We start from the raw sequence: 25,588 nt of genomic DNA on the forward strand, positions 1-25,588 counted from the left end.
GGAGGCGACACCGTGACCAGCACCGAGGACCCCACCACGACCCCGCCCACCGAGCACGCGTCCCCGGCGACCGACCCCACCGCCGCGGCCGCCGCCGCGCGCGGGTGGTTGCCGTGCGACGTCGACGAGCTGCGCGCCACGTTCCTGTTCGAGCACCTCACCGACGACCAGCTCGCGTGGCTGTGCGCGACCGGGCACGTCGAACGGCACGACGCGGGCTGGCTGTTCCACGAGGGCTCGCCCGCCGAGGCGTTCTACGTCCTGCTCGACGGCGGCGTCGCCCTGTTCCGTCGCGTCGGCGAGGACGAGGTCGAGGTCTCGCGCACCCGTCAGGTCGGGGTCTACCTCGGGGCGTGGAACGCCTACCTGGGCGACCGCTTGCCCCAGACCTACCTGCACTCGGCACGCGCGCTCGAGCCCTCGCGGTTCTTCGTCCTCGCGGCCCACGACTTCGCGAAGCTCATGACCGAGTGGTTCCCCATGGCGGTGCACCTGCTCGAGGGCGTGTTCTGGGGCACGCGCGACGCGCAGCAGCTCGTCGGGCAGCGCGAGCGGCTGCTCGCCCTCGGGTCCCTGTCCGCGGGGCTCACGCACGAGCTCAACAACCCGGCCGCCGCCGCGGTGCGCGCCACCGGGACGCTGCGCGAGCGCGTCGCCGCCATGCGGCACAAGCTGGCGCTCATCGCCGACGGCCCCTACGACCGCGCCACGCTCGCCGAGCTGATCCGGCTCCAGGAGGAGGCCCTCGAGCGGTACGCGGACACGCGCACCGCGGAGGCCGTCGGCGCCCTGGAGACCTCCGACCTGGAGGACCGCCTCACCGACTGGCTCGACGACCACGGCCTGCCCGAGGGGTGGCGGGTCTCCCCCGCGCTCGTCCAGGCCGGCATCGACGAGCCGTGGCTCGACCGCGTCGCCGCGCGGGTCGACGCCGGCGCGCTCACCGGCGCGGTGAGCTGGCTCGCGTACACGATCGAGACCGAGCAGCTCATGGCCGAGATCGAGGACGCCACGGTGCGGATCTCCACGCTCGTCGGGGCCGCCCGCCAGTACTCCCAGCTCGACCGGGCGCCGTTCCGGCCCGTGGACCTGCACGAGCTGCTCGACTCCACACTGACGATGCTCGACCACACCCTCGACGGCGTCGAGGTCGTGCGCCGCTACGACCCCGACCTGCCCGCCGTGCCCGTGTACGCCGCCGAGCTCAACCAGGTGTGGACCAACCTCGTCGAGAACGCCGCGCAGGCCATGGCCGGCACCGGCACCCTCACCGTGACCACCCGGCGCGTCGACGACCACGCCGAGGTCGAGGTAGCCGACACCGGCCCCGGGATCCCCGACGACGTGCGCCCCCGCATCTTCGAGCCGTTCTTCACCACGAAGCCCGTCGGCCAGGGCACCGGGCTCGGCCTCGACATCTCGTGGCGCATCGTCGTGAACAAGCACCACGGCGACCTCGCCGTGACGTCCGTGCCGGGCGACACGCGGTTCGTCGTGCGGCTCCCGCTCGAGCCCGCGCCCCCCACGCCCGACGGGCGCGCGTGACGGCCCCCTCCCCGGCGGCGGGGACGTCGCCGGTCGGCGAGGAGCGCCACGCCTCCTGGCTCGAGCTGTTCTTCGACCTCGTCGTCGTCGCGGGCATCGGCATGCTCGCCCACCTCCTCCAGGAGGACCACGACGGCGGCGGGCTCGCGCTGTACGTCGTGGCGTACACGGCGTTCTGGCTCGTGTGGGCGTGCTTCACCACGTACGGCAACGTCGCGGGAGAGGGTGCGCGGTCCCTGCCGATCCTCGCCGGCATGGCCGCGCTCGCCGTGATGATCGCCGCCGTGCCGGGCATCCACGACGAGCACGCCCAGGCGTTCGCCGTCGCCTACGTCGTGGGACGCCTCGTCGCCGCGCGCCCGTGGCGGCGCACGACCGTCGTCGTCGACCTGCCCGTCGTGCAGGCGCTCGCCGGGGTCGTGCCCTGGATCGTGTCGTGGTGGGCCGACGGCCAGACCCGCTACGTGCTGTGGGGCGTCGGCCTCGCGATCGACCTCCTGCTGCTCCTCACGCTCTCCGGCGAGCGGCTCGTGCGACGCGCGCAGGAGCGCCTCGACGAGGTCCGCGAGCGCCGGGGCCGGGGTCGGGAGCTGGGCGGGCGTCGTGCGCGGCCCGGCGCGCCGGACCGCGGGCGGCGGCGCGGCCTGGAGGTCCCGACGACGGTCGACGCGGCCGCGAGCGACGTGCCTCACCTCGGCGAGCGGCTGGGGCTGTTCGTCATCATCGTGCTCGGCGAGGGCCTCATCCAGGCGATCGACGCCGCGAGCGAGGCCGAGTGGGACCGTTCCCTGCTCGTGGCGGGCGCAGGGGCGTTCACCCTGCTGGTCGGCCTGTGGGCGCTCACGGTGCGCTCGGGCTACGCGGGCGTGGCGCTCCTGCGCCCGGCCGGCGTGCCGCCGCGCGTCGCGTGGTTCCTGCACCTCGTGACGACGGGGGCCCTCGCCACGCTCGCGGGCGCGCTCGGGGGCGTCCTGGACCGCCCGGCGCGGGCGCTCGAGCCCAGCGAGCTCGCGCTGCTCGTCGGGGCGTTCGCCGTCCACGGGCTGGTGTCCGCGGGCGTGCACGCCGTGCTGCGCGACGTCCGCACGGCGCTGGTCCTCGCCGTGCCCGTCGTGGCCGCCGGGGCGCTCGCCACGTTCGGGGGCGGGTCCGTCTCGGCCGCGGGGCTCGTGTGGGTCCTGTCGGCCGCGCTGCTCGTCCAGCTCTCCGGTGCCGGGCGCGCGAAGCGGCCGACGTCGGGCGACGCGGCGTCGGGCGCGGACCTCGGCACGGGGCCGGGCGCCGAGCCGGGTGCGGCGGCGTCGGAGACGGACGTGCGGGACGACACCTGACTCCTCCCCGGCGCAAAGGCGTGGACGTCGCGCGCTCGCGGGCATAGCCTCATGGCGTCCGGTCGAGACCCGCCCGGACGCTCGACCATGACGACCGGTGAAGGGCAGGTGGACCCGCGTGACGCACGAGCGGTCCGTCGACCCGTCCCGAAGGGCGCTCCTCAGGTAGACGACGTGCGTCGTCCACCTGCAGAGCCGTCCTGGGGCACCGTCCTGGGGCGGCTCTCGTCGTCCCGGGGCACGGCACGCGACGCACGACAGGAGGAGCGACGATGAGCGAGGTGGTCATCTACAACCTCGGCGGCAGCCAGGAGCTCGGCCGCGTGTCGTTGCGCCACGCGATCCGCATGCTGCACCGGCAGGTCGCCGAGGTGCTGGAGGCCGTCGAGGGCGAGACGTTCGGGCCCTACCAGCGCCCCCGGTCGGTCGCGCTCGTGCGGTACGTGCACGCGCGCTGGGTGTACGAGCGCCAGGGCCGCGTCCCGTACTCGCGCGCGGCGCTCCTGCGCCGCGACCGCTACCGCTGCGCGTACTGCGGGGGCACCGCGACGACGATGGACCACGTCGTCCCGCGCTGCCAGGGCGGCACGACGACGTGGCTCAACGCCGTCGCCGCGTGCGAGCCGTGCAACGCGGCCAAGGGCGGGCGCACGCCCGAGCAGGCGGGCCTGCGGCTCCTGTCCAGACCGTTCGAGCCCGCGTTCCGCGACATCTACCCGTCGGCGCCCGCCCCGCGCAGACGCTGACGGGACACCGGCCGGCGCGCCCGGCCGGTCACGGTCTGCCCGGCCGGTGGCGGTGACACCGGCCGGGCCGGCCGCGCCCGAGCGGGCCGGGCTGCCCGGCGCCCGCGAGCGCGGCGGCGTCCGGGACACCGGCCGCGCCCCTCCCTCCTGGTGGAGCCGGTCCGCGTCATGCACCCACCTCGGGTCCCGGACCGCGCGAGGGAGCCCACGATGGCGACGGTCCGGATCGGGACGTTCAACGTCGAGAACCTGTTCGAGCGACCGCGCGCGATGGCGGGCCCGCTGACCGTGGGGAACGCGGTCCTGGCGGCGCACGCCCGGGTCAACGCCCTGATCGCCGAGGAGCGGTACGACCCCGACGTCCGCGCCGAGATCCTGGAGCACCTGGAGACGCTCGGCCTGCTGCGCGCCGACGCCGCCGCGCTCGCGCTGCTGCGCCAGGTGCGGGGGCGGCTCGTGCGCCGCACCGGGTCGCAGGCCGCCGGGACCGCCCGCACGGAGGTGGTCGCGACCGGGCGGGGCGACTGGGTCGGCTGGGTCGACCTCGTCAAGGACCGGGTCGACGAGCTCGCGATGGTGCACACGGCGCGCGTCGTGGCCGACGTCGGCGCGGACGTCCTCGCGGTCGTCGAGGCCGAGAGCCGCGTCGCGCTCAAGCGCTTCACCGACGCGGGCGTCACCCGCTCCGGGCGCGCGCTCTACCCGCACGTCATGGTCATCGACGGCAACGACGACCGCGGGATCGACGTCGGGCTGCTCACCCGGCGACCGTACGAGATCGGGACCGTGCGCTCCCACGTCGACGACCGGGACTCGCGCGGCCGACTCGTCTTCGGTCGCGACTGCCCCGAGTACGTCGTCACGCTGCCCGGCGGCGGCACGCTCACCGTGCTCGTCAACCACTTCAAGTCCAAGGGGTACGGGACGCAGGCCGAGTCGGACGCGACCCGGCGCCGCCAGGCGACCCGCACCGCGGCGATCTACGCCGGCCTGCGCGCCCGCGGCGAGGAGCACGTCGTGGTCGTCGGCGACCTCAACGACACCCCGGGGTCGGTGCCGCTGCGCCCGCTCCTCGAGGGGACCGACCTGCGCGACGTGAGCGTGCACCCGGACTTCCGGGGCGACGGGCGCCCCGGGACGTACGGCAACGGGACCGCGAGCCAGAAGATCGACTACGTCCTGCTCTCCCCCGCGCTGTTCGAGCGCACCGTGGGCGGGTCCGTCTTCCGCCGGGAGCGTGTGGGGCGGGAAGGACGGGACCCTGTTCCCGCACTACGACACGATGACCTCGCCGGTGCACGCGGCGTCCGACCACGCTGCCCTGTGGGCCGACGTCGACCTCGCGTGACGAGCCCGGCCGGGCGCCCGGGGCGGTGGGCGCCCGGCCGGGGCGTCAGTCCGCGCGCGCGAGGGCGATCGTCGTGGAGCCGCGCTGGCCGGCCTCGTAGAACATGTGCAGGCGGCCTTCGACCTCCACGAACGACGGCGCCGCGGCGCGCCCGTGGTCCGGTGCGGCGGACCCCGAGTCGTACAGGACGCCGAGGTGGTCCTCGCGGTCGAAGCCCGTCCCGACGCGCGCGACGTGGATGTTGCCCGAGCCCGCGTGGTACACGACGTGGCCCCCGCCGTTGCGCGACCAGTAGTGCGCCCCGGACACCTGCCCGCCCTCCCCCGCGGCGGGCGTGATGAGCGGCTCCGGCTTGACCTGCCAGCCGGACGTCAGCGCGTGCGACCAGCCGACGTAGATCTTGCGCGTCCCGCCGTGGTTGCCCATGAGCAGCATGACGTAGACGCCGGACTGCGTCGGGTGCGGGAAGACGCGCGCGTACGACGTCTCGCTCACCCCCGGGAGCATGTACGTGCCCACGACCCGGTTGTGGTACGTGAAGCTGCGACCGTCGGCGGAGCTCGCGACGCGGGTCGTGTGGTTCTCGCCGTGGAAGAACAGGTAGATCCGGCGGTCCGCCGGGTTCCAGAACGCGTCGGGGCTCGACACGTGGCTCACGTCGAAGCCCGCCCAGGTGCGCGGGATGATCGGGTTGGCGGGGTGCTCGCGCCACGGGCCGGTGACGGAGTCCGCGTAGGCCAGGCAGATGCCTCCCGGGGCGTCGTGCGGGGCGTAGTACATGTACCAGCGGCCGAGCGGGTTCTCGACCCGCCCGGCGACGTACCGGACCGAGGGGAAGATCAGCTCGTTCGTCGGGTTGTACCGCAGCGTGCTCCGGTCGAGCGGCTGCCCGAGGTAGCGGAACGTCGGGAAACCGGGCACGGCCGCGTGCGCGGGCGCCGGGGCGGCGATACCGCCCACGGTGCCGGCGAGCGTGCCGGTCGCGGTCGCCGCGCCGAGCACGACGGCACCGCGCAGGATCGCGCGACGGGTCAGGGGACGAGGGACGGGTGGGCGAGGGTCGTCCGGCATGCTGCCTCCACGGTGAGAGAGCGGGTGGGACGGCAGCCACTCTCATGACGGCCCGCGACCAGGGTCAACACGATAATGAGAACTGCCGAACGGCCCGACGGCGGGCGCCGACCGGGAGCGGGCCGACCCGGAGGCCGCCCGCCGACCGATGAGTCCGCGGGGCGGCCCGGGTCTCCCCCTCGACCGCGCAACAGGGACGATGAGGATCCATGGCCAAGGTGATCGCCGGGGCGACGGTGTCGCTCGACGGGTTCGTGCAGGACGCCGCCGGGAGCAGCGCCGCGCTCTACGCAGACTTCGACACGCTCGTGGGCAGCGACTACATGCACCGGCTCCAGGACGAGACCGGCGCCGTGCTCATGGGGCGACGCACGTTCGACGGCGCCGAGGACCCCGACAGCTACGCGGAGGACTACGAGTTCCAGGCACCGATCTTCGTCGTGACGCACCACCCGCTGCCCGTCGCGCCGCGCCGCAACGAGCGGCTGTGGATCGAGTTCGTCACCGACGGCGTCGAGGAGGCGGTGCGCCGTGCCGTCGAGGCCGCCGGCGACCGCGACGTGACGTTCGTGGGCGGCGCGGACCTCTTCCGCCAGCTCCTCGCGGCGGACCTCGTCGACGAGCTCGCCGTCGACGTCATGCCGGTGCTCCTCGGCGGCGGCGTCCGCCTGTTCGACGGCGGCGTCCCCGCCACCCTGGAGAAGGTCAGCGTCGACGAGGTGGGCGTCCGCACCGCGCTGCGCTACCGGGTGGTGCGCGACGCCGGACCGGCGTAGGCCCCACCTCGCACCTGGGGGCGGACCGCACCGCGGTCCGCCCCGCGAGCGCGCTCAGGACCGGCGGGCCAGCCCCGGTGCGGCCGCCGCGACGAGCAGCGCGGTCGCCGCCGCGAACACGACGACCATGAGGCGCAGCGGCTCGACCGTGAGCGACAGCCCGAGGAGCAGGACGGGGACCGCGAGCCCCACGTACGCGACGAGGAAGACCCCCGCGAGGACCTCGCCCCGGCGGTCCGGGTCGGCCAGCGACCCCGCCGTCGCGAGCGCGCCCCGGAAGAGGATGCCCACGCCCGCGCCCGCGACGACGGCGCTCGCCACGAACCCGGGCAGGCTCGCGGTGCCGACGGAGACGGCGAGCAGGGCGAGCCCCGCGAGGGTCAGCGCGACGGCGAGCGCGACCTGGCGCCGGCGGGCGAGCCGGCCCGTCGCGAGCTGCGCGACGGCCGCCGTGGCGAACACCGCGGCGGAGACGAGGCCCGCGACGAGGCGCGACTCCTCGTGCATGACCGTCGCGAGCACGCTCGGCGTGAGGGACGTGAAGAGGCCGAAGACCGCGAACCCCGCGAACGCGGCGGCGGCTGCGGCGGCGAACGTGCCGCGCCCGGCGCGCGGCACGGCGACCCGCTGCGGGCGGTAGCGATACGGGGCGGCGACGGGCGCCACGGTCTCCGGCACGAGCGCGGCGGCGAGGACGGCCGCGGCCAGCAGGACGGCGAAGGCGACGTACGGCGTCGTGAGCGGCGCGGGCGCGGCCTGGGCGAGCAGCCCGCCGACGAGCGGGCCGAGCGCGAGGCCGCCGATGTTCGCCAGGCCCGCGACGGCGCTCGCGTCCGCCGGGCCGCCGGGGCGGGCGGCTGCACGGAGCTCGGCGAGGTGCGCGGTCGCCGTCGCGGTGACGGCTCCGATCCCCACGCCCGAGACGAGGCGCGCGACGACGAGGCCGCCCAGGCCGTCCAGCAGCAGGAACAGCACCGCCGCGACGAGCTCGGCCACGAGGCCGAGGAGCAGCACGCGACGACGGCCGAACCGGTCGCTGAGGTGCCCGACGAGGTAGAGGCTCGCGGCGACCCCGACGGCGTACGCGGCGAAGACGACGGTCACGGCGACGGTCGGCAGACCGTCGCGCGCCTGGTAGAGCGGGTAGAGCGGCGTCGGGACCGTCGAGAACGCCATCGCCGTCGCGAACGCGAGCGCCACCACGAGGAACCCGGACCCGTGCGACACGAGCGGCCGCGCGCGCCGCGCACGCGGTGGCCGGGAGGGCCGCTGCGCGTCGTCCGGTCGCGCGGGTGCGGAGCGGGTCGGGGGTGCCGAGGTCGTCGTCATGCGTCCACGGTGCGCCGGGGGCCGTGATCGTGTCCAACGACCTCTGTCGATCCCTCTGATCGCGTTTACCGATGTCAGATCGGTAGGGTGAGCGGCATGGAGACGCGCCAGCTCGAGTACTTCGTCGCCGTGGCCGAGGAGCTGAGCTTCACGCGCGCCGCCGCGCGCGTCTTCGCCGTCCAGTCGAGCGTCTCGGCGGGCGTGCGCGCGCTGGAGGCGGAGCTCGGCGCCCGCCTGTTCGAGCGCACGCGGCGCTCGGTCGCGCTCACCTCGCAGGGGGAGGCGCTCCTCCCCCGGGCCCGGGCGGTGCTCGACGCCATCGACCAGGCCCGCGCCGCCGTCGCCCCCGGACCGCACCACGTGCGCGGCACCGTGCGGCTCGGGGTGTTCACGAACCTCGGGTACCTCGGGCTGCCGCGCACCCTCGCCGCGTTCCGCGACCGGCACCCCGGCGTGGTGCTGCGCCTCACGCCGTCGCCCGCCGGGTCGACGGGCCTCGGGGAGGACGTGCGGCGCGGCGTCGTGGACGTCGCCTTCACCGGGCTCGGGCCCGAGGACCATCCCGGCCTGCGCTACACGCGCCTGACGTCGTCGACCTTCGTCGCGGTCCTGCCCGCCGACCACGCGCTGGCCCGGGCGCGGTCCGTCGCACCCGGCGACCTGGCCGACGAGCACGTGGTGACGACGCCGCGCGGGTTCGGCAACCGGGTGGTCGCCGAGCGGGCGTTCGCGCACGCGGGCGTCGCGCCGCGCGCGGACACGGAGGTGGCCGACGTCGGGGACCTCCCCGCGTTCGTCGCCGCCGGGTTCGGCGTGGCGGTGGTCCCCGCCGACATGTACGAGCCCGCGCCCGGCGCCGTCGCCGTACCGCTCGACGCACCGGAGGCGTGGTCCCTCGGACTCGTCACGCGGCCGCACCCCGGCGCGGCCGCGGCGGCGCTCGTCGCGTCCCTCGTCGCCTCGCTCGTCACGGAGGCGGAGCGGGCTCCGGGGGCGACGACAGGCCCCGCGCCCGCGGACCCGTCCGGGCCGCGCTGATAGCATCGACGCGTGCTCATCGAGGTCGACAGACTCTAGCCGCCGAGCCGTCGGCGGCCCGCCCCAGCGCACCCCTCGCCCCCGCTCCGCCCCGTCGGAGCCCTCTGCGGCGACCCTGGCCCGGCTCGTGCCGCGGCCCCGGCGTGCCTGGACGACGCCCCACCGCTCCCGCCACCGGCGGCCCGTCCGCGCGCCCGCGCGACGACGTCCCGCCCGACCTTCCCGGCACGACCACGCCCGCGGCACCGCGGGCCGAGGAGCACACCCATGTCCACCCTGCACCGGTCCGCGGTGACGCTGACCGACCTCACGTTCGAGTGGCCCGACGGCACCGTCGCGCTCTCCCACCTCTCCGGCACGTTCGGCACCGGCCGCACGGGCCTCGTCGGCGACAACGGCGCCGGCAAGTCCACGCTGCTGCGCCTCGTCGCCGGCCTGCTCGCGCCGACGTCCGGGCGCGTGACGACCACCGGCGACGTCGCCCACCTCCCGCAGACGCTCACGCTCGGCCTCGACGCGAGCGTCGCGCGCCTGCTCGGCATCGACCGCACGCTCGACGCCCTGCGCGCGATCGAGTCCGGCGACGTCGACGAGCGGCACTTCGACGCCGTCGGCGACGACTGGGACGTCGAGGCGCGAGCGGCCCAGGCGCTCGCCGAGATCGGGCTCGACGGCGTCGGCCTCGACCGGCGCGTCGGCGAGCTGTCGGGCGGCGAGGCGATGCTCGTCGCGATCAGCGGCCTGCGGGTGCGGCGCAGCGCCATCACGCTGCTCGACGAGCCGACGAACAACCTCGACCGCGGCACGCGCGCCCGGCTCGCCGCGCTGGTCGACGACTGGGCCGGGACGCTCGTCGTCGTGAGCCACGACCTGGAGCTCCTCGAGCACGTCGACGAGACCGCCGAGCTGCACGCGGGCACGCTGACGACGTTCGGCGGCCCGTACAGCGCGTGGCGCGCCCAGCTCGAGGCCGACCAGGCCGCGGCGGCGCAGGCGGCGCGGACCGCCGAGCAGACGTTGCGCGCCGAGAAGCGCCAGCGCGTCGAGGCCGAGACCAAGCTCGCACGCCGCGAGCGGACGGCGCGGACCGCCCAGGCGAACCGCACCGGCTCGCGCATCTCCATGGGGCTGCGTGCGTCCGCGGCCCAGGTCTCGGCCGGCTCGATGCGCCAGGGCCTGGACGCCAAGGTCCAGGCCGCGCAGCAGGCGCTCGACGCGGCGGCGGCCCGGGTGCGCGACGACGAGCACGTGCGCCTCGTGCTGCCGGACCCGGACGTCCCGCACGGCCGTCGCCTCGCCGAGCTGCACGGGACGAACCGCACGGTCGTCCTCCAGGGACCCGAGCGGGTCGCGCTCGTGGGGGCCAACGGCACCGGCAAGACGACCCTCCTGGAGAACCTGCTCGCGGGGCGCGCGCCCGAGCCGGGGCGCGCCGGCGGGACGCTCCTCACCGACCGGGTCGGGTACCTCTCGCAGCGGCTCGACGGGCTCGACGACGCGCGCAGCGCGCTCGACAACGTCCGCGACGGCGCCCCGGGGACGGCTCCGGGCACGGTCCGCAACCACCTCGCACGCCTGCTCCTGCGGGGGTCGGCCGTGGATCGCCCGGTGGGCACGCTGTCGGGCGGGGAGCGGTTCCGCGTCGCGCTCGCGCGGCTCCTGCTCGCCGACCCGCCCGCGCAGCTCCTCGTGCTCGACGAACCGACGAACGACCTCGACGTGCGCAGCGTCGAGCGGCTCGTCGAGGCGTTGTCGGGCTACGCGGGCGCGCTGCTCGTGGTGAGCCACGACGACGGGTTCCTCGCCCGCCTCGGGGTCGACGTGCGGCTCGAGCTCGACCGGGACGGCGCGCTCCACGAGGTGCCCGCGGGCGTGGCGGACCCCGCCCGCTGAGCGCCGGTCCGGGGCGCCCCGCTCGACGGGTCGCCCCGGACCCCGGACGATGGAGCCGGGACCACCGGCCGGGAGGGGGACCCGTGGGCTGGTACACCGAGCACGTCGTGGGCACGGGCCGCGCCCCGGCGCTGTTCGCGCTCGTCGGGTTCGTCGTGACGTTCGTCGTCGTGCGGTCGATCACGCGCCGCATCCGCGCCCGCACCGAGGCCGCCGCAGCGACGACCACGGAGGCGCCCGGGCGCGAGCCCGCGGACGACGACCGGTCGCCGTCACGACGACCCCTCCTCGGGGACGTGTCGATCGGGGGCGTCCACGTGCACCACCAGGTGTGGGGCATCCTGCTCGTGCTGCTGACCGGCATGCTCGAGTTCCGCTACTCCCCCGGGCACCCGTGGTCGGAGGTGCTCGCGCTCCTGTTCGGCGCGGGCGCCGCGCTCGCGCTCGACGAGTTCGCGCTGTGGCTCTACATCGACGACGTCTACTGGTCCGAGGAGGGTCGGCGCTCGATCGACGCGATCCTCGTCGGCGGGGCGCTCGGCGGGGCCCTTCTCCTGTCCGCGTCGCCGATCGGCACGACCTCGGACGGCACCTCCGGCGGCTGGCTCGCCTTCACCGTGACGGTCGTCGTGCACCTCGCGCTCGCGTTCGTGTGCGTCCTCAAGGGCAAGCTCGCGACGGGCCTGGTCGGCGTGGTGGTCCCGGTCGTCGCGCTCGTGGGCGCGGTGCGGCTCGCGAAGCCGTCGTCGTTCTGGGCCCGACGCCGGTACGGGCGCCGGCCGCACCGGCTCGCCCGCGCGCAGGAGCGGTTCGGGGCGCGCTACCGGGCGCGCCGGGAGCGCGTACGGAACCTCGTCGGCGGCCGGGCCGACGACGACCCGCCGTCGGCGTAGGCCAGGGCCGTCAGGTCAGGTCGGGCGCGGCCCGCACGACGGCGGCCATCGCGGCGGTCGCCGCGGCGTCGGCGTCGGCGTACCGCCAGCCCGGGCTCACGACCCGCGCGTGGTCGTTGAGGGCGGCGAGCACGTCCAGCACCGCAGTGCCCAGGGCCCGCGCGTGCGGCGTGAGGCCGCCGCGGATCTTCAGCTGACCGAGCACGATCGCGATCTGCGCGCGGGCCTCGGCCGCGAGCGCCACCTCGTCGACGTCCCCGCCGCGGAGCCGGTCCACGGCGCCCTGCCGACCGGCCGCCCAGACGTCCTCGGGGACCCCGAGGTCCCATGCGGCGAGGAGGCCGTCGACGAAGGCGGGCAGCGCGTCGTCGCGCCCGTCCGCCGCGTACCACTCCTCGAGGTCGCGCAGCGCGTCGTGCCCGGAGTCGTTGCCGAACGGCGCGAGGTCCTCGCCCTCGTCGTAGAACGGCTCCGGCGCGAGGGACACGAAGGCGGGGTGGCTCGTCGCGGGCGACAGACCCTCGTCGGGGTCGTCGAGGAACAGCGTCATGGGGGCGACCCTAGACCGGCGCGGCGGGTGCCGTCGCGCGCGCCCGTCGTCGGGGCCGCCGTGCGGACCGACGGGCCCGCGCCGCGGGAATCCCCTCGATGCGCAGGCCACGCACGTGCCAGGGTAGGCGCATGACCGACGCCACCGACCTGCGCCCCGACGCCCTGGAGCGGGTCGCGTGGCCCGTGCGGACCGCTCGCCTGACGCTGCGCCGCGCCCGGCCGGACGACGCGGACGCGCTGTTCGCCTACCGCAGCCTGCCGGAGGTGGACCGGTGGCTCACGCAGCGGTTCACCGCGGTCGAGGAGTGGCGCGAGCACCACGTCGAGCCGGGGCGGCTCGCGACGACGCTCGTCGTGGAGTGCGAGGGCGCCGTGGTCGGGGACCTCTACCTCGCGGTACGCGATGGCTGGGCGCAGCGCGACGTCGTCGACCGTCCGCACGACGACGAGGCCGAGATCGGCTGGGTGCTCGACCCGGCGCACCAGGGGCAGGGTTACGCGACGGAATCCGTCCGGGCGCTCCTGCGGGTGTGCTTCGAGGACCTGGGGCTGCGGCGCGTCGTGGCGAGCGCGTTCCTCGCGAACGAGCCGTCGTGGCGGCTCATGGAGCGCGTAGGGATGCGGCGCGAGGGCGTAGGGGTGCGCGACTCCCTGCACCGGGACCTGGGCTGGGTCGACGGCGTCGTGTACGCGCTGCTGGCCGACGAGGCGCGCGCGGGCGCTTGACCCTGACGCGACGTCAGGGCGCAGACTGCCCGCATGACCGACACGTTCCCCGCCTTCGACCTCTCCCCCGTCCCCGCCCCGGGGCCCGACGCCGTCGCCCCGGAGCCGTTCCGCGGCATCTACGGCATGCCGCAGTTCGTGACCGTCCCGACGGACGACCTCGCGGAGTCCGTCGAGCTCTGGACGCGCGGGCTCGGGTTCTTCGACCTGTTCTCCGTGCCGGGCGGCATGGTGCACCTGCGCCGGTGGGCGTTCCAGGACGTGCTCCTCGTCCCGGGCACCCCGGCGCCCGACCTGCCGGCCCTGACGGTGAGCTTCTCGTGCGTCCTGTCGCAGGTCGACGCGATCGTCGCCGCGTGCGAGGCGGTGACGCCCGGCTGCACGACAGGCCCGCGCGAGATGCCGTGGGGGACCGTCGAGGTCGAGGTCCGCACGCCGGAGAACGCGCGCGTCGTCATGACGGCGGCGCGACCGTTCGTCGCCGGGAGCGACTCCGCCCGGTTCCTGGAGGGCATCGGGATCGAGGCACCCGCCCCGTGAGCACCGCGGTGGTCGCTGCGCCACGGAACCACCACCGGCCCGCTGCCCGGCGGACGGGCGTGCGAACGCGGCGCCGGGGTGTGAGGCTGTGATCCCCGCCGCCGCACCACCCTCCCAGGAGCCCCGCATGCCCGCCTCCCCCGCCCCCACGGCGGGCCCCTCCCTCGCCGCCCCGGGACGTGGCGCGATCCTCGCGGGCGACGCGGTCCGGGCTGCGGCCGCGCTCAGCGTCGTCGCGGCCGGCGCGGCGCTCGACGGCGTCGGCGTCGCGCTGTTCCTGCTCGTGCTCGGCGGGACGATGGTGCCGCGCGCCCTCGGGGTGACCGGCGTGCTCGACGTCGGCTCCGGAGCTGCGCTGCTCGCCTCCGCCTGGGCCGCCCAGCTCGAGTGGTACCGCGCGGTGCCGTGGCTCGACCTGCCGGTGCACGCCGTGTGCACCGGGCTCATCGCGGCGCTCGCGACGGTGACGCTCGTCCGGGTCGGGGCGCTGCCCGCCCCGCACACCGACGACCGGCCGTGGCGCACGGGCGTCGTCGTGGTGACCACGGGTCTCGGGGCGGTCCTCGCGATCCTGTGGGAGCTCGGCGAGTGGGCCGGGCACACGTTCCTCGACGACCGGATCGGCGTCGGCTACGGCGACACGGTCACCGACCTCGCGACCGGGCTGCTCGGCTCCGCCGTCGCCGGGGTCCTCCTCGCGCGCGGCACCGCGCTCCGCAAGGACCGACCGTGACGCCCCGCACCGCCCCGACCGTGTCGGTCGTCGTCCCGGTCCGCGACGACGCCGCCGCCCTCGATCGCTGCCTGGCGCGCATCGCGCAGCAGACCGTCGCGCCGCTCGAGGTCGTGGTCGTCGACAACGCGTCGCGCGACGAGTCGGCGCTCGTCGCGCGGCGCTGGGGTGCCGTCGTCGTGCGCGAGGACCGCGTCGGCATCCCCGCCGCCGCGGCGACCGGGTACGACGCCGCACGCGGCGACGTCATCGCGCGGCTGGACGCCGACTCGCTCCCCGACCCGGGGTGGGTGCAGCGCGTCGTGGACCGCATGGCCGCCGACCCGACGCTCGACGCGATGACCGGCACCGGCACGTTCGACGACCTGCCGCGCGGCGCGCGTGCCGCCGTCGCGATCGTCTATCTCGGCGCGTACTACGTGCTGTGCCACCTCGCGCTCGGCCACACCGCGCTCTGGGGATCGTGCATGGCCCTGCGCCGCTCGGCGTGGACCGCCGTGCGCGACGCCGTCGTGCGCGACGACCCCGAGGTGCACGACGACCTCGACCTGTCGTTCCGCCTCGGCCCGGGCCGACGCACGGTGCTCGACCGGTCCTGGCGCGTGGGGGTGTCGGCGCGCTCGCTGCGCGGGCGACGCCAGCGCCGTCGCCGCATGGACCGCGCGTGGCGCACGCTGCGCCTCAACTGGACGGTCGCGCCACCGTGGGAGCGGTGGCGCGACCGCTGGCGCTGACGTGCACGGCCACCGCCCGGCCCGGACCCGGACCCGGACCCACGCTCAGTCCGCGTTGCCGCGCCAGGTGCGCCGCCGCGTCGTGCCCGGGGCCTCCTCGCGGTCGAGACGCGCGAGCAGCGCCGCGAGCGCCGCGGCGATCGGCTGACCCGTGGCGTACTCGACGAACAGCCACTGCCCGGCCGGGTTGATCTCGAGGAACACGTAGTCGCCCTCGGGCGTGCGGCGCAGGTCGACCGCCCCGTACCAGAGGCCGAGCACCTCCATGAGCCGCAGGAGCGCGGTGGCGACGTGCTCGGGCAGGTCGTGGACCGACGTCGGGCAGTGGTGGGTGTCGACGCGGAAGTCGTACGCGTACGCCGACTCCTCGGTGCGCAGCTCGGCCGCGAACAGCTCCGTGCCGACGATCGTCACGCGCACGTCCGACCCCGCGACGGCCTCCTGGAAGATGACGGGCGCGTAGCGCACGCTCTCGATGAGCGCGAGGTCCGCCTCCCGTACGGGGCGGGTCTCGCGCCACGTCGCGGGCGTGCCGCTGAACGGCTTGAAGATCACGCGCCCCGGTTCCCGGTGCAGGAACTCCCGGGCGCGGGCCGGGTCGTTCGTCATGCACGTGCGCGGCACGCGCAGCCCCAGGCGCGCGGCGACCTGGAGCTGCCACATCTTGCGGGACCCTGCCTCGTCGCGGTCCGGGTCGTTGACCCACGTGGCGGGCAGGCACGACCAGAGCCCCGACACCGCCGCGGCCACCTCCCCGTGGGCGAAGCCGCGGTCCTGGGCGGAGCGCAGGTCGTCGTGCAGCGCGAACGGCTGCGGGCGGCGCCACCACACGGCGCGCAGCGTGGTGGTGTCGACCGCGCTCACGCCCTCGGCGCTCGTGTCGACCCAGTCGGCGCGCCACCCCGCGGCGTCCTGCGTCGAGGTGAGCGCCACGTCGCGAGGCGCGTGCCCCGTGTCGAGGAGCACGTGGGGCGCGCCGAGCGCGTCCAGGTGGCGGACGACCTCCGTGGTGTGGAGGTCGTCCGCGTGCGACACGATGCCGATCATCGCGGTCTCCCGGTCCGGTCCGTGAGCGAGGTCGCCAGAGTCACTGCCCGGCCTGGAGCTCGGCGAGCGTCGCCTCGACGGCCTCGAGGGTCGCGCGCGCCTCGGCGACGGCCTCGACGAGCGCGCCGACGACGTCGACCGCCTCGCCCGGACCCTCCTCGTCCACGAGCGACTCCGCGCCCTGGACGAACGGCCGCGCCCCGGCGAGCGCGCCCGCCTGCACGAGCCGCCCGATCGCGGGGTTGACCACGGGGTCGAAGAGGTCGCCGGGGTCGAAGACGCCCTCCTGGAGCGTGTCGCCCGGCCCGGTCCCGACGTCGCCCGCGATCCCGGTGCCGACGGGGTTGTCCGCGGCGAAGCGGGTGTCGCCCTGGAAGACCGAGTCGAGGGCGCGCGGCGTACCGCCCTGGTCCCGGAGGAACGACGTCGCGATCTGGTCGGCGACCGTGTGCGAGTCGGCCTGCCGGATCGTCAGCACGTCGACGGCGCGGGCGGTGTCGGCGCCCAGGAGCGTGCCGACCTGGTCGGCGGCCCTGACGGTCGCGATGACGTCCTGCGCGAGGGACGTGAAGCCGTCGTCGGCGGTCGCGGTGCGCGCCCCGTGGGGCAGGGCCTGGAGCGTCGGCGAGACGGCGCGGATGCCCGCGATCGCCGTGCCGAAGTTCGACCCGGTCCCGGCCGCGTTGCAGCCGCCGTTCGTGTGCACGCCGACGAGCTCGCCCGCGGGCCCGAGGATCCCGGACCCGGAGTTGCCGCCGAGCGTGTCGATGTCGTCGTACCGGACCTGGTTCGTCGTGACGACCGTCGCCGGGCCGGCCTCGACGCGCTTGGGCATCCCGGCGGGGTGGCCGATGATCGCGAGCATGTCGCCCACCGCCGGGTTGGCCGTGGCGACGGCCGTGAACCCGTAGGTGTTCCCCGGGTCGCCGCCCACGCGCACGACGGCCATGTCGAGGCCGCCGAGCCGGTACTCGACGAGCGCGACGATCGGGAAGCTCTGCTCGGTGCGCAGGACACCGGACGGGTCCACCTGGAACAGCACGTTGACGTGCATGCTCGTGGCGATCTGCTGCGGGGTGATGACCTGCATCGACCCGTTCTGCCGGGGCAGGACCCAGCCGTCCGCGCTCTGGTCGAACAGGTGGCCGCACGTGAGGACCAGGTCGGGCGCGATGAGGGTGCCGCTCCCCCAGCGCACGCCGTCGACGTTGCCGGGGTTGGTGAAGACGCCGCCGAGACCCGAGTTCCACTGGACCTGCACGGCCTGCTTCTGGTGGGCGTCCACGTACGCGCGCGTGACGCCGAGCGTGCCGTCGTACTGCTCGACGGGCTGGGAGTCGTCGGTCGCGCCGCAGATGGACTCGAGCATCTCCGCGTACGTGGGCTCGTCGCCCGCGATGGACTCGAGCGTCAGCGGGATGCGTTCGGGCAGCGGCGGGTACAGCGCGTCGACGGTGTCGGGCGTCTGCGGCACCTCGCGCCGGCTCGGCTTCCGTGGTGCCGACTTCTTGCTTCCGGGCATGGGTTCCCCCTCGGTTCGGTCCCCCTGCACCTGGAGGGAGGCCGCGGGGTCCCGGCACGTACACCCGCGTCAGCGGTGCGAGCACGGGACCGACGACCGGATCGGAGGCGATCCGGTCGCCGGTCCCGCGCTCGCCGGTCGACGTCCCGATCAGCGGGGCGCCGCGACGTCCAGCACCCAGGTCACGCCGAAACGGTCGGTGAGCATGCCGTACGCCGGCGCCCAGTCGGACGACGCGAGCGGCGCGACGACGGTCGAGCCGTCGACGAGCGCGTCCCAGTAGCCGCGGACCTCCTCGACGTCGTCGCCGCGCACGGACACGAAGAACGGCGCCTCGCCCGGGCTCCAGGGTCGGTCGGCGGGGACGTCGTAGGCCATGACGCGGAACCCGCTCGGGGCGCTGACCTGACCCCAGACGACGAGGTCGGCGGCCGCCCGGTCGGCGGCCTGGCCGAGGTCGCCGTACGTCGTGACGACGAGCTCTCCCCCGAACACGGACCGGTAGAGCTCGAGCGCGGCGCGGGCGTCACCGCGGAAGTTGAGGTGCGGGGTGGTCTGGACGGACATGAGGACTCCTCGGGAGGCTCGGGACCCGCGGCGGTCGCCGCGGGCCGTGCGCCGGGCCGACGACCCGGGCGCACCCCACGACTCTCGCGCTCCATCAGGACGAATGGTGTCCGCATTGTGCGGGAGCATGGAGCCATGACCGAGACGTCGCACCGCACCCTCCTGCTGCTCGCGCTGCTCCAGTCGCGCCCGGACCGGACCGGACCCGAGCTGGCCGCGCGTCTCGGCGTCGACGCCCGCACGGTCCGGCGCGACGTCGACCGCCTGCGCAAGCTCGGCTACCAGGTCGTGGCGACGCGCGGACGCGTGGGCGGGTACCGCCTCGACGCGGGCGCCGAGCTCCCGCCGCTCCTGTTCGACGACGAGCAGGTCGTGGCCCTGGCCGTCGCGCTGCGGACGGTCACGGCGAGCGGCGTCGGCGATGACCTCGCGGAGGCGTCCGTCCGGGCGCTCACGACGGTCCGGCAGGTGCTGCCCGCCCGGCTGCGGCACCGCGTCGACGCGGTCGACGTCACGACCGTCGCCCCGACACCTGGGCGCCCGGCTGTCCGGGTCGACCTCGACGTCCTGCTCGCCGTAAGCGCGGCGGCGCGCCGCCGGGAGGTGCTGCGCTTCGACTACGCGACCGTGGCGCTCGACGCGCCACCGGAGGCGACCCCCGACGCGAACCCGGACGCGAGCCCCGGCGCGGCATCCGGGACGGTGCAGCCCGACGACCCGCGCACCGGCCCCCGGCCGCCCCGCCGCGCCGAGGTGCACCACGTCGTCGTGCACGACGGGCGCTGGTACGCCGTGGCGTGGGACCTCGACCGCGACGACTGGCGCACCTTCCGGCTCGACCGGATGACGCCGCGCACGCCGACGGGACCACGCTTCGTCGCGCGCGAGGTGCCCGGCGGCGACGTCGGCGCGTTCGTCGCGGCGCGCTTCACGGGCGCCGTCGCGGGCGCCGTCGCGGGCCCTGTGCCGTCCGCCGGCAGCACGGCGACAGGAAGCACGGCGACGGGCAGCGCGGCGCAGCAGGCCTCGGGCGCGGCGGTGACGTCCAGGAACCCGGAAGCCCGGGAGACACCGGCCGCGCGGTGGCCGTGCCAGGGCTGGGCCGAGCTCGCCGCCCCGGCACGCGCGGTCGCGCCGTTCGTCGAGGACGGCACGGTCGAGGCCGTGGGCGCGGAGCACTGCCGGGTCACGCTCGGGTCGTGGTCGTGGGTGGCGCTCGCGGCCCGGGTCGCGGCCTTCGACGCCGACGTGCTCGCCGCGGGCCCGGCCGACCTCGTCGCCGCGTGCGACGCCGTCGCCCGGCGCCTCGGCGCAGTCGCCGGGCGGTGACCCCGGCGCACCCGAGACGCTGCGCCGTCGGCGAGGCGAGCCCACTGACCCGGCCGTAGCGTGGAGCGACCCGCCCCCGGCAGATCGGACCCGCCATGAACGCACCGGCACGCCACGACGTGCTCGTCCTCGGCGGCGGCAACGCCGGGCTCTCGCTCGCCGGGCGCCTGCGCCGCGACGGCTGCCCCGACGTCGCCGTCGTCGACCCACGCACCACGCACCAGTACCGGCCGCTGCTCTCCTACGTCGCGTCGGGCATGGCGACCCTCGACGACCTCACGCGGCCGCAGGAGGACGTCGTGCCCGACGGCGTGCGCGTCTACCCCGACCGCGTCGTCAGCGTCGATCCCGAGCGCTCGCTCGTGCACCTCGCGGGCGGGCGCACCCTCGGCTACGGGGACCTCGCGGTGTGCCCGGGGTCGGAGGTCGACTGGGACGCGGTGCCCGGCGCCGAGCAGGCGATGGGCACGCCGCACGCCGCGACGAGCTACCTGCCCGACCTCGCGCCGAAGACGTGGGAGCTGCTGTCGTCGCTCACGTCGGGCACGGTGGTGTTCGCGATCTCGGCGCGGCACGTGCCGTGCTTCCCGGTGGGCCTCAAGCCGCTGTTCGTCGCGGCCGACCACTGGCGCCGTGCCGGCGTCCTCGACGCGATCCGGATCGAGCTCGCGGTCGAGTCGCCGCGACTCGTGGACGACCCGCGGGCGGAGCCCGCGCTGCGCGCCGCCGCCCGGCGCTACGGCGTGCGGGTCCGTACCGCGACGACGCTCGTGTCCGTCGACGCGGCCCACCGCACGGCCCGCCTCCGCGGGCCGCACGGGACCGACGAGGTCTCGTACGACGCGCTCTACGTCGCTCCGCCGCACCGCGCCCCGGCGTGGGTCGCCGCGAGCGGGCTCGCGACCTCGGAGAGCGACGGGTTCGTCGCGGTGGACCCCGAGACCCTCCAGCACGTCGCGCACCCACGCGTCTGGGGGCTCGGCGACGCCGCGGCGGTCGACGCGATGCCCTCGGGCGGCGCCCTGCGCCGGCAGGTGCCCGTCGTGGCGCGCAACATCCAGGCCCGACGGCGCGGCACCCCGATGCAGCGCTACGACGGCTACTCGGTCGCGCCCGTCACGACGTCGCGCGACCGTCTCCTCCTCGCGGAGTTCGACCGCGACCGCCGACCCGACCCCGGGTTCGGCGTCGTCGACCTCGCCCGCCCGCGCCGCAGCCTGCTGCTGTTCGACCGCTACCTGCAGCCCACGATCTACTGGCGGCGGCTGCTCCAGGGCAAGGTGTCCTGACCCGCGGCACGCCGCAGCACGAAGAAGAACGGGCGGCCCATGCCGCGCGCCTCCATGCAGCCGACGACCGTGTCGTCGTCGACGGCACGCAGCGCGTCCTCGACGGGGAGCGCGTCGTAGGTCATCGCCGCGGTCACGACGCCACGGTGCACGACGGCGCGCACCCGAGCCCGCGGAGCGCGCGTCCGGGTGAGCGGCAGCAGCGCCCGCACGACCCGGGCGACCCGGGGTCGACGCAGCGCCGGGGCCGCTCGCAGCACGAGCGGGAGCGGCACGAGCGCGGGGTTCACGTCCACGACGTCGCCGCCCGGGCCGTCGAACAGGAGGGGGTGCGCGTCGCCGCCGGGCTCGAACCGCTTGCCCGCCCAGCCCAGGGCCTCGAGCGTGCCGTCGAGCACGTGCCCCGTCGGCAGCCCGGAGCCCCACCAGAACCCTGGGAGCGCATCGCCGTCGACCGGCGCGAGCGTGTCGAAGAACGCGAGCGCAGCGTCCGGCGTCGTGCCGCGCGCGAGGTCGTCGAGCGTGCCGGACGGCGAGCGCTCCGGCCGCACGGTGTCGGGGTCGGTCATGCGTCGCTCCTCCGTCGTCCTGGCGGTGCCGTCGTCCCGATCCTCCCGCGCGGCGCGGGACGACGCCCGTCCCGCCGGACCCGGCGCTGACACACTGGTGCTCGTGCAGCACGGCGACCACGAGACCGACCAGGACCCCGCAGCGCAGGCGCTCGCGCGGAGCGTCGCGGCGCTCCGCCGCGCGGCCGAGCACGCGGACCGCTGGTGGTACCTCGCGAGCGGGCGCGAGCTCGACGGGCGCGCCTACGCGTGGGCGTGCGTGCCGCTCGCGGGCGAGGTGGTCGCCGTCCGACAGGTCGTGGGGCTGGAGGACGGGTCGTGGCGCCGGTACGCGTACGACGAGGTCGTCGAGGACGACGCAGGGTTCCTCACCGACCAGCCGTTCGACGACGCCGACCTCGCCGGGACGGGCGACGTCCACCCGCTCGACGCGGCGGAGTTCGCCGCCCTCTGGGCGCGCGCGGGGACCGCCGGGGCCTGAGCCCGCCCCGCACCCGCCGTCAGGACGACGACGCCGGCCCGACGTCCACGGTCTCGTGCCGCTTCTGGCGCGCGAACCGCGCGGGGAGGTCAGGGCCGTCCCAGACCTGGATCGCGCGCCAGATCGACGCCGCGATGGGCACGGCGAGCACGGCGCCCGTGAGGCCCGCGAGCACGGTGCCCGCGGTGAGGGCGATGAGGATCACGAGCGGGTGCAGGCGCAGCGTGCGGCCCATGACGACCGGCTGGAGCAGGTCGCCCTCGAGCTGGTTCACCGCGATGACGATCACGACGACGACGAGCGCCTCGACCGGCCCGACGGCGACGAGCGCGACGAGCGCGCACAGGACGCCCGCGAGCGTGGCCCCCACGAGCGGGATGAACGCGAGCAGGAACACGAGCACGGACAGCGGGAGGACGAGCGGCACCCCGACGATCGCGAGGCCGATGCCGATCGCGACGGCGTCCACCGCGGCGACGATCGCCGTCCCGCGCACGTAGCCGCCGAGCGTGCGGACCGTCGTCTCGCCGATGCGCTGCCCGCGCGCGTACCGGGCGCCCTCGAACGGACGCAGCAGGAACTCCCAGATGGCCGGGCCGTCCTTGAGGAAGAAGAACAGCACGACGATCATCACGAAGAACCCGGCGACGAAGTCGACCGTCTGGGAGGCGCCCGCGAGCGCCCCGGCGCCGACCGCGTCGGACTGGAGCAGGCCGACGAGCGAGTCGCGCACCGACGCGATCTGCTCCTCGGTGATGTCGAACGGCAGGTTCTGCACGTACGTCTGGAGCTCGTCGAAGCCCTCGACGGCCTGGTCGCGCAGCTCCGGCCACTGCTTGACGACCGCCGCCGCGACGAGCAACACCACCACGCCGAGCACGACGACGAGCGCGAGCAGCGCGACGACCGTCGCGAGGAACGACGGCACGCCCTTGCGCCGAAGCAGGCCGACGAGCGGCGAGATCGCCGCGGCGAGCACGAGCGCGATGAGGACGGGGATGACGATGAGCGTCAGCCGCGTCACCGCGAACACCGCGACGGCGACGAGCGCGACCAGGGCGAGCACCTGCACCGAGCGCGTGCCCGCGCGACCGAGGCCGTCCGACCAGAGCGCGGACACCCCCGCCGGCCGCGCGGGCTCGACGGCGTCGTCCCTCTCCGTCGCGGCGTCCGACTCCCCGGCAGGGGCGCGCTCCGCGACGGCGACCCGCTCCGCGGCGGGAGCCTCCTCGGTGCGCTCGTCCGCCCGCTTGCCCGACCGCCGTCTGCCCAGACCCATCCCGCTCCCTCTCTCGCCGCACGTGTGACGGCCAGGGTGCCACGATCGGGCGTCACCCGCCGGGTGCCGGGACGGGGCGCCCCGTAGGGTGCGAGGCATGGCGTCCCGCATCAGCGAGCTGGTCCTCGACTGCGCCGACCCGGAGCTGCTCGCGCGGTTCTGGTGCGGCGTGCTCGGCTACGTCGAGCTCGACCGCGAGGAGGACGGCTCGATCGAGATCGGCCCGCCGGGCGTCGGGTTCGGCGGCCCCCAGCCGACCCTGATCCTCAGCCCGAGCACCGACCCGCGCGCGGGCAAGCTCCCGCTGCACCTCGACGTGAACCCGACCGACCGCGACCAGGACGCCGAGCTCGAACGACTCCTCGGCCTCGGCGCGCGGCCCGCGGACGTCGGCCAGACGGGCGACGAGCCGTGGCACGTCCTCGCCGACCCCGAGGGGAACGAGTTCTGCCTGCTCCGCCGCCGGCTCGACCCCTGAGCGATCAGGTGGCCTGCGGGCCGGACGCCCGGACGGCGAGGTCCTGCGTGCCCACGACCCCGAGCAGCCGGATCCGGTCCGCCGCCTGCGTACCCGGCGCCGCCGTGAGCACGAGGAGCACCTGCAGCTGGTCCTCCGTGACGAGCGCCTGGCAGTCGACCTCGATCTCCCCCACCACCGGGTGCACGAGCGTCTTGTGGTCCACGAACCGGCGCGCGACCTCCTGCCGGTCCCAGAGCGCCACGAACTCCGGGCTCGTGCGGGACAGGACCCGCACCAGCTCGCCCGCGCGCGACGACGCACCCAGCACCGCGACGGCCGACCGCAGGCTCGCGACGAGCGCGCGGCCCTGCCGGTCCCGGTCGTCGGCCGGGTAGATCGCCCGCGCCGTCGTCGGGTGGGCGAACCACCGGTAGATCTCGCTGCGGTCCCACCCCGTGTACGCGGACGCGTCGCCGTAGAGCGCGCGCGCCAGGTCGTTCTGCGCGAGCGTCTGCGCGAGCGGGTCGAGGATCAGGGCAGGGGTGTCGCCCAGGCGGTCGAGCACGCGCTGCAACGCCGGGGCCACGTGCCCGGGATCGGTCGCCCGGTCGGGGACCCCGTGCCCGACGACCCGGTAGAGGTAGTCGCGCTCGTCGTCGGACAGGCGCAGCGCCCGCGCGATCGACGCGAGCATCTGCGTGCTCGGCTGCGGCCCGCGCTGCTGCTCCAGGCGCGTGTAGTAGTCCGTCGACATCAGCGCGAGCTGCGCCACCTCCTCGCGGCGCAGGCCCGGTGCCCGACGGCGCAGCCCGGCCGGGAGGCCCACGTCGCCCGGCTGCAGGGTCTCCCGGCGACGGCGGAGGAAGTCGGCGAGCGCGGCGCGGTCCATGCGCCCATCGTCCGGGGTGCGCGGCGCCCGTGCCAGGGATCGCCGGTCCCCCGTCCACCGGACTCTGCCGCGGCGCGCGCCGGGCGCCCAGGATCGAGGCATGGACATCAGGAACAGCACCGTCTTCATCCCTGGCGCGACGAGCGGCATCGGGCTCGCGCTCGCCGTCGCGCTCCACGAGCAGGGCAGCACCGTCGTCGTCGGCGGGCGCCGCGCCGAGCTCCTGGAGCGGATCGCCGCCGAGCACCCCGGCCTCGACACCGTGCGCATCGACACCACCGACCCCGAGAGCATCGCCACCGCGGCGAAGGAGGTGCTCGACCGTCACCCCGAGCTCGACACCCTCGTCACCATGGCCGGCATCATGCGCACCGAGGACTGGCACCACCCCGAGGGCTTCCTCGACACCGCCGAGGAGACGATCACGACCAACGTGCTCGGGCCGATCCGGCTCGTCGGCGCGTTCGTCGAGCACCTGCAGACCCGGCCGCGCGCGACGATCGTCACCGTGTCGTCCGGGCTGGCGTTCGCGCCGCTCGCGGCCACGCCGACGTACGACGCGTCGAAGGCCGCGATCCACATGCTCAGCGAGGCGCTGCGGCTCCAGCTCGCCGACACGAGCGTCGACGTCGTCGAGCTCGTCCCGCCGTCGGTGGCGACCGACCTCATGCCGCGTCAGCGCGAGAGCGCGATCGCCATGCCGCTCGACGAGTTCGTCACCGAGGTCGTCGACCTGCTGCGCACGCAGCCCGACGCGCACGAGATCCTCGTCGAGCGCGTGAAGCTCCTCCGGTTCGGCGAGGCGCGCGGCGACTACGACGACGTCGTGCGGACCCTCAACGCGTCTGACCCGCACGGTCGCTGAGCGGGCTCGTCCGTGGCGGCGCAGGACGGAGAGGAC

General features: G+C 75.9%; 25 protein-coding genes and 1 pseudogene. 17 read left to right on the forward strand and 9 right to left on the reverse strand.

The window, feature by feature from the left end:
* The first annotated feature begins 12 nt into the window (after window positions 1-12).
* From ACZ4MO_RS08445 to ACZ4MO_RS08460, 4 genes and pseudogenes are all read left to right on the forward strand, one after another.
* A complete protein-coding gene (locus ACZ4MO_RS08445; RefSeq protein WP_255437114.1) occupies window positions 13-1,545 on the forward strand; it encodes an ATP-binding protein in 1,533 nt (510 codons plus the stop codon).
* Window positions 1,542-2,876, forward strand: coding sequence for a low temperature requirement protein A (locus ACZ4MO_RS08450; RefSeq protein WP_186810403.1), 1,335 nt, complete (start codon window positions 1,542-1,544; stop codon window positions 2,874-2,876). The genes ACZ4MO_RS08445 and ACZ4MO_RS08450 overlap by 4 nt, the downstream gene beginning before the upstream one ends.
* Window positions 2,877-3,148: 272 nt before the next feature.
* A complete protein-coding gene (locus tag ACZ4MO_RS08455) occupies window positions 3,149-3,622 on the forward strand; it encodes an HNH endonuclease (protein WP_074806508.1) in 474 nt (157 codons plus the stop codon).
* A 270-nt stretch (window positions 3,623-3,892) separates the two neighbouring features.
* Window positions 3,893-4,825: pseudogene (locus ACZ4MO_RS08460) on the forward strand (endonuclease/exonuclease/phosphatase family protein); the annotation flags it as partial.
* A 190-nt stretch (window positions 4,826-5,015) separates the two neighbouring features.
* On the opposite strand, the gene ACZ4MO_RS08465 reads toward ACZ4MO_RS08460, so the two are convergent.
* Window positions 5,016-6,041 carry a hypothetical protein gene (locus ACZ4MO_RS08465; protein ID WP_175008522.1) on the reverse strand — a complete coding sequence of 342 codons (1,026 nt, stop codon included), beginning with the start codon at window positions 6,039-6,041 and terminating at the stop codon, window positions 5,016-5,018.
* Window positions 6,042-6,250: 209 nt separating this feature from the next.
* Here ACZ4MO_RS08465 and ACZ4MO_RS08470 point away from each other — a divergent pair, with 209 nt between their 5' ends.
* A complete protein-coding gene (locus ACZ4MO_RS08470; protein WP_175008521.1) occupies window positions 6,251-6,817 on the forward strand; it encodes a dihydrofolate reductase family protein in 567 nt (188 codons plus the stop codon).
* A gap of 54 nt (window positions 6,818-6,871) precedes the next feature.
* Here ACZ4MO_RS08470 and ACZ4MO_RS08475 read toward each other — a convergent pair whose 3' ends face one another.
* Window positions 6,872-8,146, reverse strand: coding sequence for an MFS transporter (locus ACZ4MO_RS08475; protein ID WP_175008520.1), 1,275 nt, complete (start codon window positions 8,144-8,146; stop codon window positions 6,872-6,874).
* 96 nt (window positions 8,147-8,242) lie between these two features.
* Here ACZ4MO_RS08475 and ACZ4MO_RS08480 point away from each other — a divergent pair, with 96 nt between their 5' ends.
* The 3 genes from ACZ4MO_RS08480 to ACZ4MO_RS08490 all read left to right on the forward strand — a co-directional run bounded on the left by ACZ4MO_RS08480 (window position 8,243) and on the right by ACZ4MO_RS08490 (window position 11,970).
* Window positions 8,243-9,184 carry a LysR substrate-binding domain-containing protein gene (locus ACZ4MO_RS08480; RefSeq protein ID WP_175008519.1) on the forward strand — a complete coding sequence of 314 codons (942 nt, stop codon included), beginning with the start codon at window positions 8,243-8,245 and terminating at the stop codon, window positions 9,182-9,184.
* Between the two features lie 267 nt (window positions 9,185-9,451).
* On the forward strand, window positions 9,452-11,077 hold the full coding sequence (locus ACZ4MO_RS08485; RefSeq protein ID WP_186810402.1) for an ATP-binding cassette domain-containing protein: 1,626 nt from the start codon (window positions 9,452-9,454) through the stop codon (window positions 11,075-11,077).
* Window positions 11,078-11,160: 83 nt separating this feature from the next.
* Complete coding sequence (locus ACZ4MO_RS08490) at window positions 11,161-11,970, forward strand: hypothetical protein (protein ID WP_175008518.1); 810 nt, start codon at window positions 11,161-11,163, stop codon at window positions 11,968-11,970.
* Window positions 11,971-11,980: 10 nt separating this feature from the next.
* Here ACZ4MO_RS08490 and ACZ4MO_RS08495 read toward each other — a convergent pair whose 3' ends face one another.
* Complete coding sequence (locus ACZ4MO_RS08495) at window positions 11,981-12,520, reverse strand: hypothetical protein (RefSeq protein WP_175008517.1); 540 nt, start codon at window positions 12,518-12,520, stop codon at window positions 11,981-11,983.
* 131 nt (window positions 12,521-12,651) lie between these two features.
* On the opposite strand from ACZ4MO_RS08495, the gene ACZ4MO_RS08500 reads away from it, so the two are divergent.
* From ACZ4MO_RS08500 to ACZ4MO_RS08515, 4 genes are all read left to right on the forward strand, one after another.
* Window positions 12,652-13,248 carry a GNAT family N-acetyltransferase gene (locus ACZ4MO_RS08500; protein ID WP_175008516.1) on the forward strand — a complete coding sequence of 199 codons (597 nt, stop codon included), beginning with the start codon at window positions 12,652-12,654 and terminating at the stop codon, window positions 13,246-13,248.
* Window positions 13,249-13,281: 33 nt separating this feature from the next.
* A complete protein-coding gene (locus ACZ4MO_RS08505; RefSeq protein WP_175008515.1) occupies window positions 13,282-13,788 on the forward strand; it encodes a VOC family protein in 507 nt (168 codons plus the stop codon).
* 127 nt (window positions 13,789-13,915) lie between these two features.
* Entirely contained in the window at window positions 13,916-14,521 is a 606-nt protein-coding gene (locus ACZ4MO_RS08510) for a DUF2238 domain-containing protein (RefSeq protein ID WP_255437113.1), read from the forward strand.
* Complete coding sequence (locus tag ACZ4MO_RS08515; RefSeq protein WP_175008514.1) at window positions 14,518-15,255, forward strand: glycosyltransferase; 738 nt, start codon at window positions 14,518-14,520, stop codon at window positions 15,253-15,255. Before ACZ4MO_RS08510 ends, ACZ4MO_RS08515 begins: the two co-directional genes overlap by 4 nt.
* Before the next feature lie 45 nt (window positions 15,256-15,300).
* Here ACZ4MO_RS08515 and ACZ4MO_RS08520 read toward each other — a convergent pair whose 3' ends face one another.
* From ACZ4MO_RS08520 to ACZ4MO_RS08530, 3 genes are all read right to left on the reverse strand, one after another.
* Complete coding sequence (locus tag ACZ4MO_RS08520) at window positions 15,301-16,302, reverse strand: MvdC/MvdD family ATP grasp protein (RefSeq protein WP_175008513.1); 1,002 nt, start codon at window positions 16,300-16,302, stop codon at window positions 15,301-15,303.
* Window positions 16,303-16,342: 40 nt separating this feature from the next.
* On the reverse strand, window positions 16,343-17,824 hold the full coding sequence (locus ACZ4MO_RS08525; RefSeq protein ID WP_175008512.1) for a trypsin-like peptidase domain-containing protein: 1,482 nt from the start codon (window positions 17,822-17,824) through the stop codon (window positions 16,343-16,345).
* Window positions 17,825-17,974: 150 nt separating this feature from the next.
* On the reverse strand, window positions 17,975-18,391 hold the full coding sequence (locus tag ACZ4MO_RS08530; RefSeq protein ID WP_175008511.1) for a VOC family protein: 417 nt from the start codon (window positions 18,389-18,391) through the stop codon (window positions 17,975-17,977).
* A gap of 135 nt (window positions 18,392-18,526) precedes the next feature.
* Between ACZ4MO_RS08530 and ACZ4MO_RS08535 the strand changes: the two genes are divergently transcribed.
* A complete protein-coding gene (locus ACZ4MO_RS08535; protein ID WP_175008510.1) occupies window positions 18,527-19,720 on the forward strand; it encodes an HTH domain-containing protein in 1,194 nt (397 codons plus the stop codon).
* Window positions 19,721-19,815: 95 nt separating this feature from the next.
* Window positions 19,816-21,009 (forward strand): FAD-dependent oxidoreductase, encoded by a 1,194-nt coding sequence (locus tag ACZ4MO_RS08540; protein WP_175008509.1) that lies wholly within the window; start codon window positions 19,816-19,818, stop codon window positions 21,007-21,009.
* On the opposite strand, the gene ACZ4MO_RS08545 is transcribed toward ACZ4MO_RS08540, so the two are convergent.
* Window positions 20,973-21,578, reverse strand: coding sequence for a DUF4334 domain-containing protein (locus ACZ4MO_RS08545; protein WP_175008508.1), 606 nt, complete (start codon window positions 21,576-21,578; stop codon window positions 20,973-20,975). The two genes, ACZ4MO_RS08540 and ACZ4MO_RS08545, sit on opposite strands and share 37 nt — an antisense overlap.
* 103 nt (window positions 21,579-21,681) lie before the next feature.
* On the opposite strand from ACZ4MO_RS08545, the gene ACZ4MO_RS08550 reads away from it, so the two are divergent.
* A complete protein-coding gene (locus ACZ4MO_RS08550; RefSeq protein ID WP_175008507.1) occupies window positions 21,682-22,059 on the forward strand; it encodes a hypothetical protein in 378 nt (125 codons plus the stop codon).
* Window positions 22,060-22,078: 19 nt separating this feature from the next.
* Here ACZ4MO_RS08550 and ACZ4MO_RS08555 read toward each other — a convergent pair whose 3' ends face one another.
* Complete coding sequence (locus ACZ4MO_RS08555; RefSeq protein WP_175008506.1) at window positions 22,079-23,338, reverse strand: AI-2E family transporter; 1,260 nt, start codon at window positions 23,336-23,338, stop codon at window positions 22,079-22,081.
* Between the two features lie 97 nt (window positions 23,339-23,435).
* Here ACZ4MO_RS08555 and ACZ4MO_RS08560 point away from each other — a divergent pair, with 97 nt between their 5' ends.
* The gene (locus ACZ4MO_RS08560) at window positions 23,436-23,816 is read left to right on the forward strand and encodes a VOC family protein (protein ID WP_175008505.1); all 381 of its coding nucleotides are present in this window, start codon (window positions 23,436-23,438) and stop codon (window positions 23,814-23,816) included.
* A 4-nt stretch (window positions 23,817-23,820) separates the two neighbouring features.
* Here ACZ4MO_RS08560 and ACZ4MO_RS08565 read toward each other — a convergent pair whose 3' ends face one another.
* A complete protein-coding gene (locus ACZ4MO_RS08565; protein ID WP_175008504.1) occupies window positions 23,821-24,687 on the reverse strand; it encodes an MmyB family transcriptional regulator in 867 nt (288 codons plus the stop codon).
* Window positions 24,688-24,787: 100 nt separating this feature from the next.
* Between ACZ4MO_RS08565 and ACZ4MO_RS08570 the strand changes: the two genes are divergently transcribed.
* Window positions 24,788-25,552 (forward strand): SDR family NAD(P)-dependent oxidoreductase, encoded by a 765-nt coding sequence (locus tag ACZ4MO_RS08570; RefSeq protein ID WP_175008503.1) that lies wholly within the window; start codon window positions 24,788-24,790, stop codon window positions 25,550-25,552.
* The last annotated feature ends 36 nt before the right edge of the window (window positions 25,553-25,588 follow it).

This window comes from Sphaerisporangium cinnabarinum, from assembly GCF_055567015.1.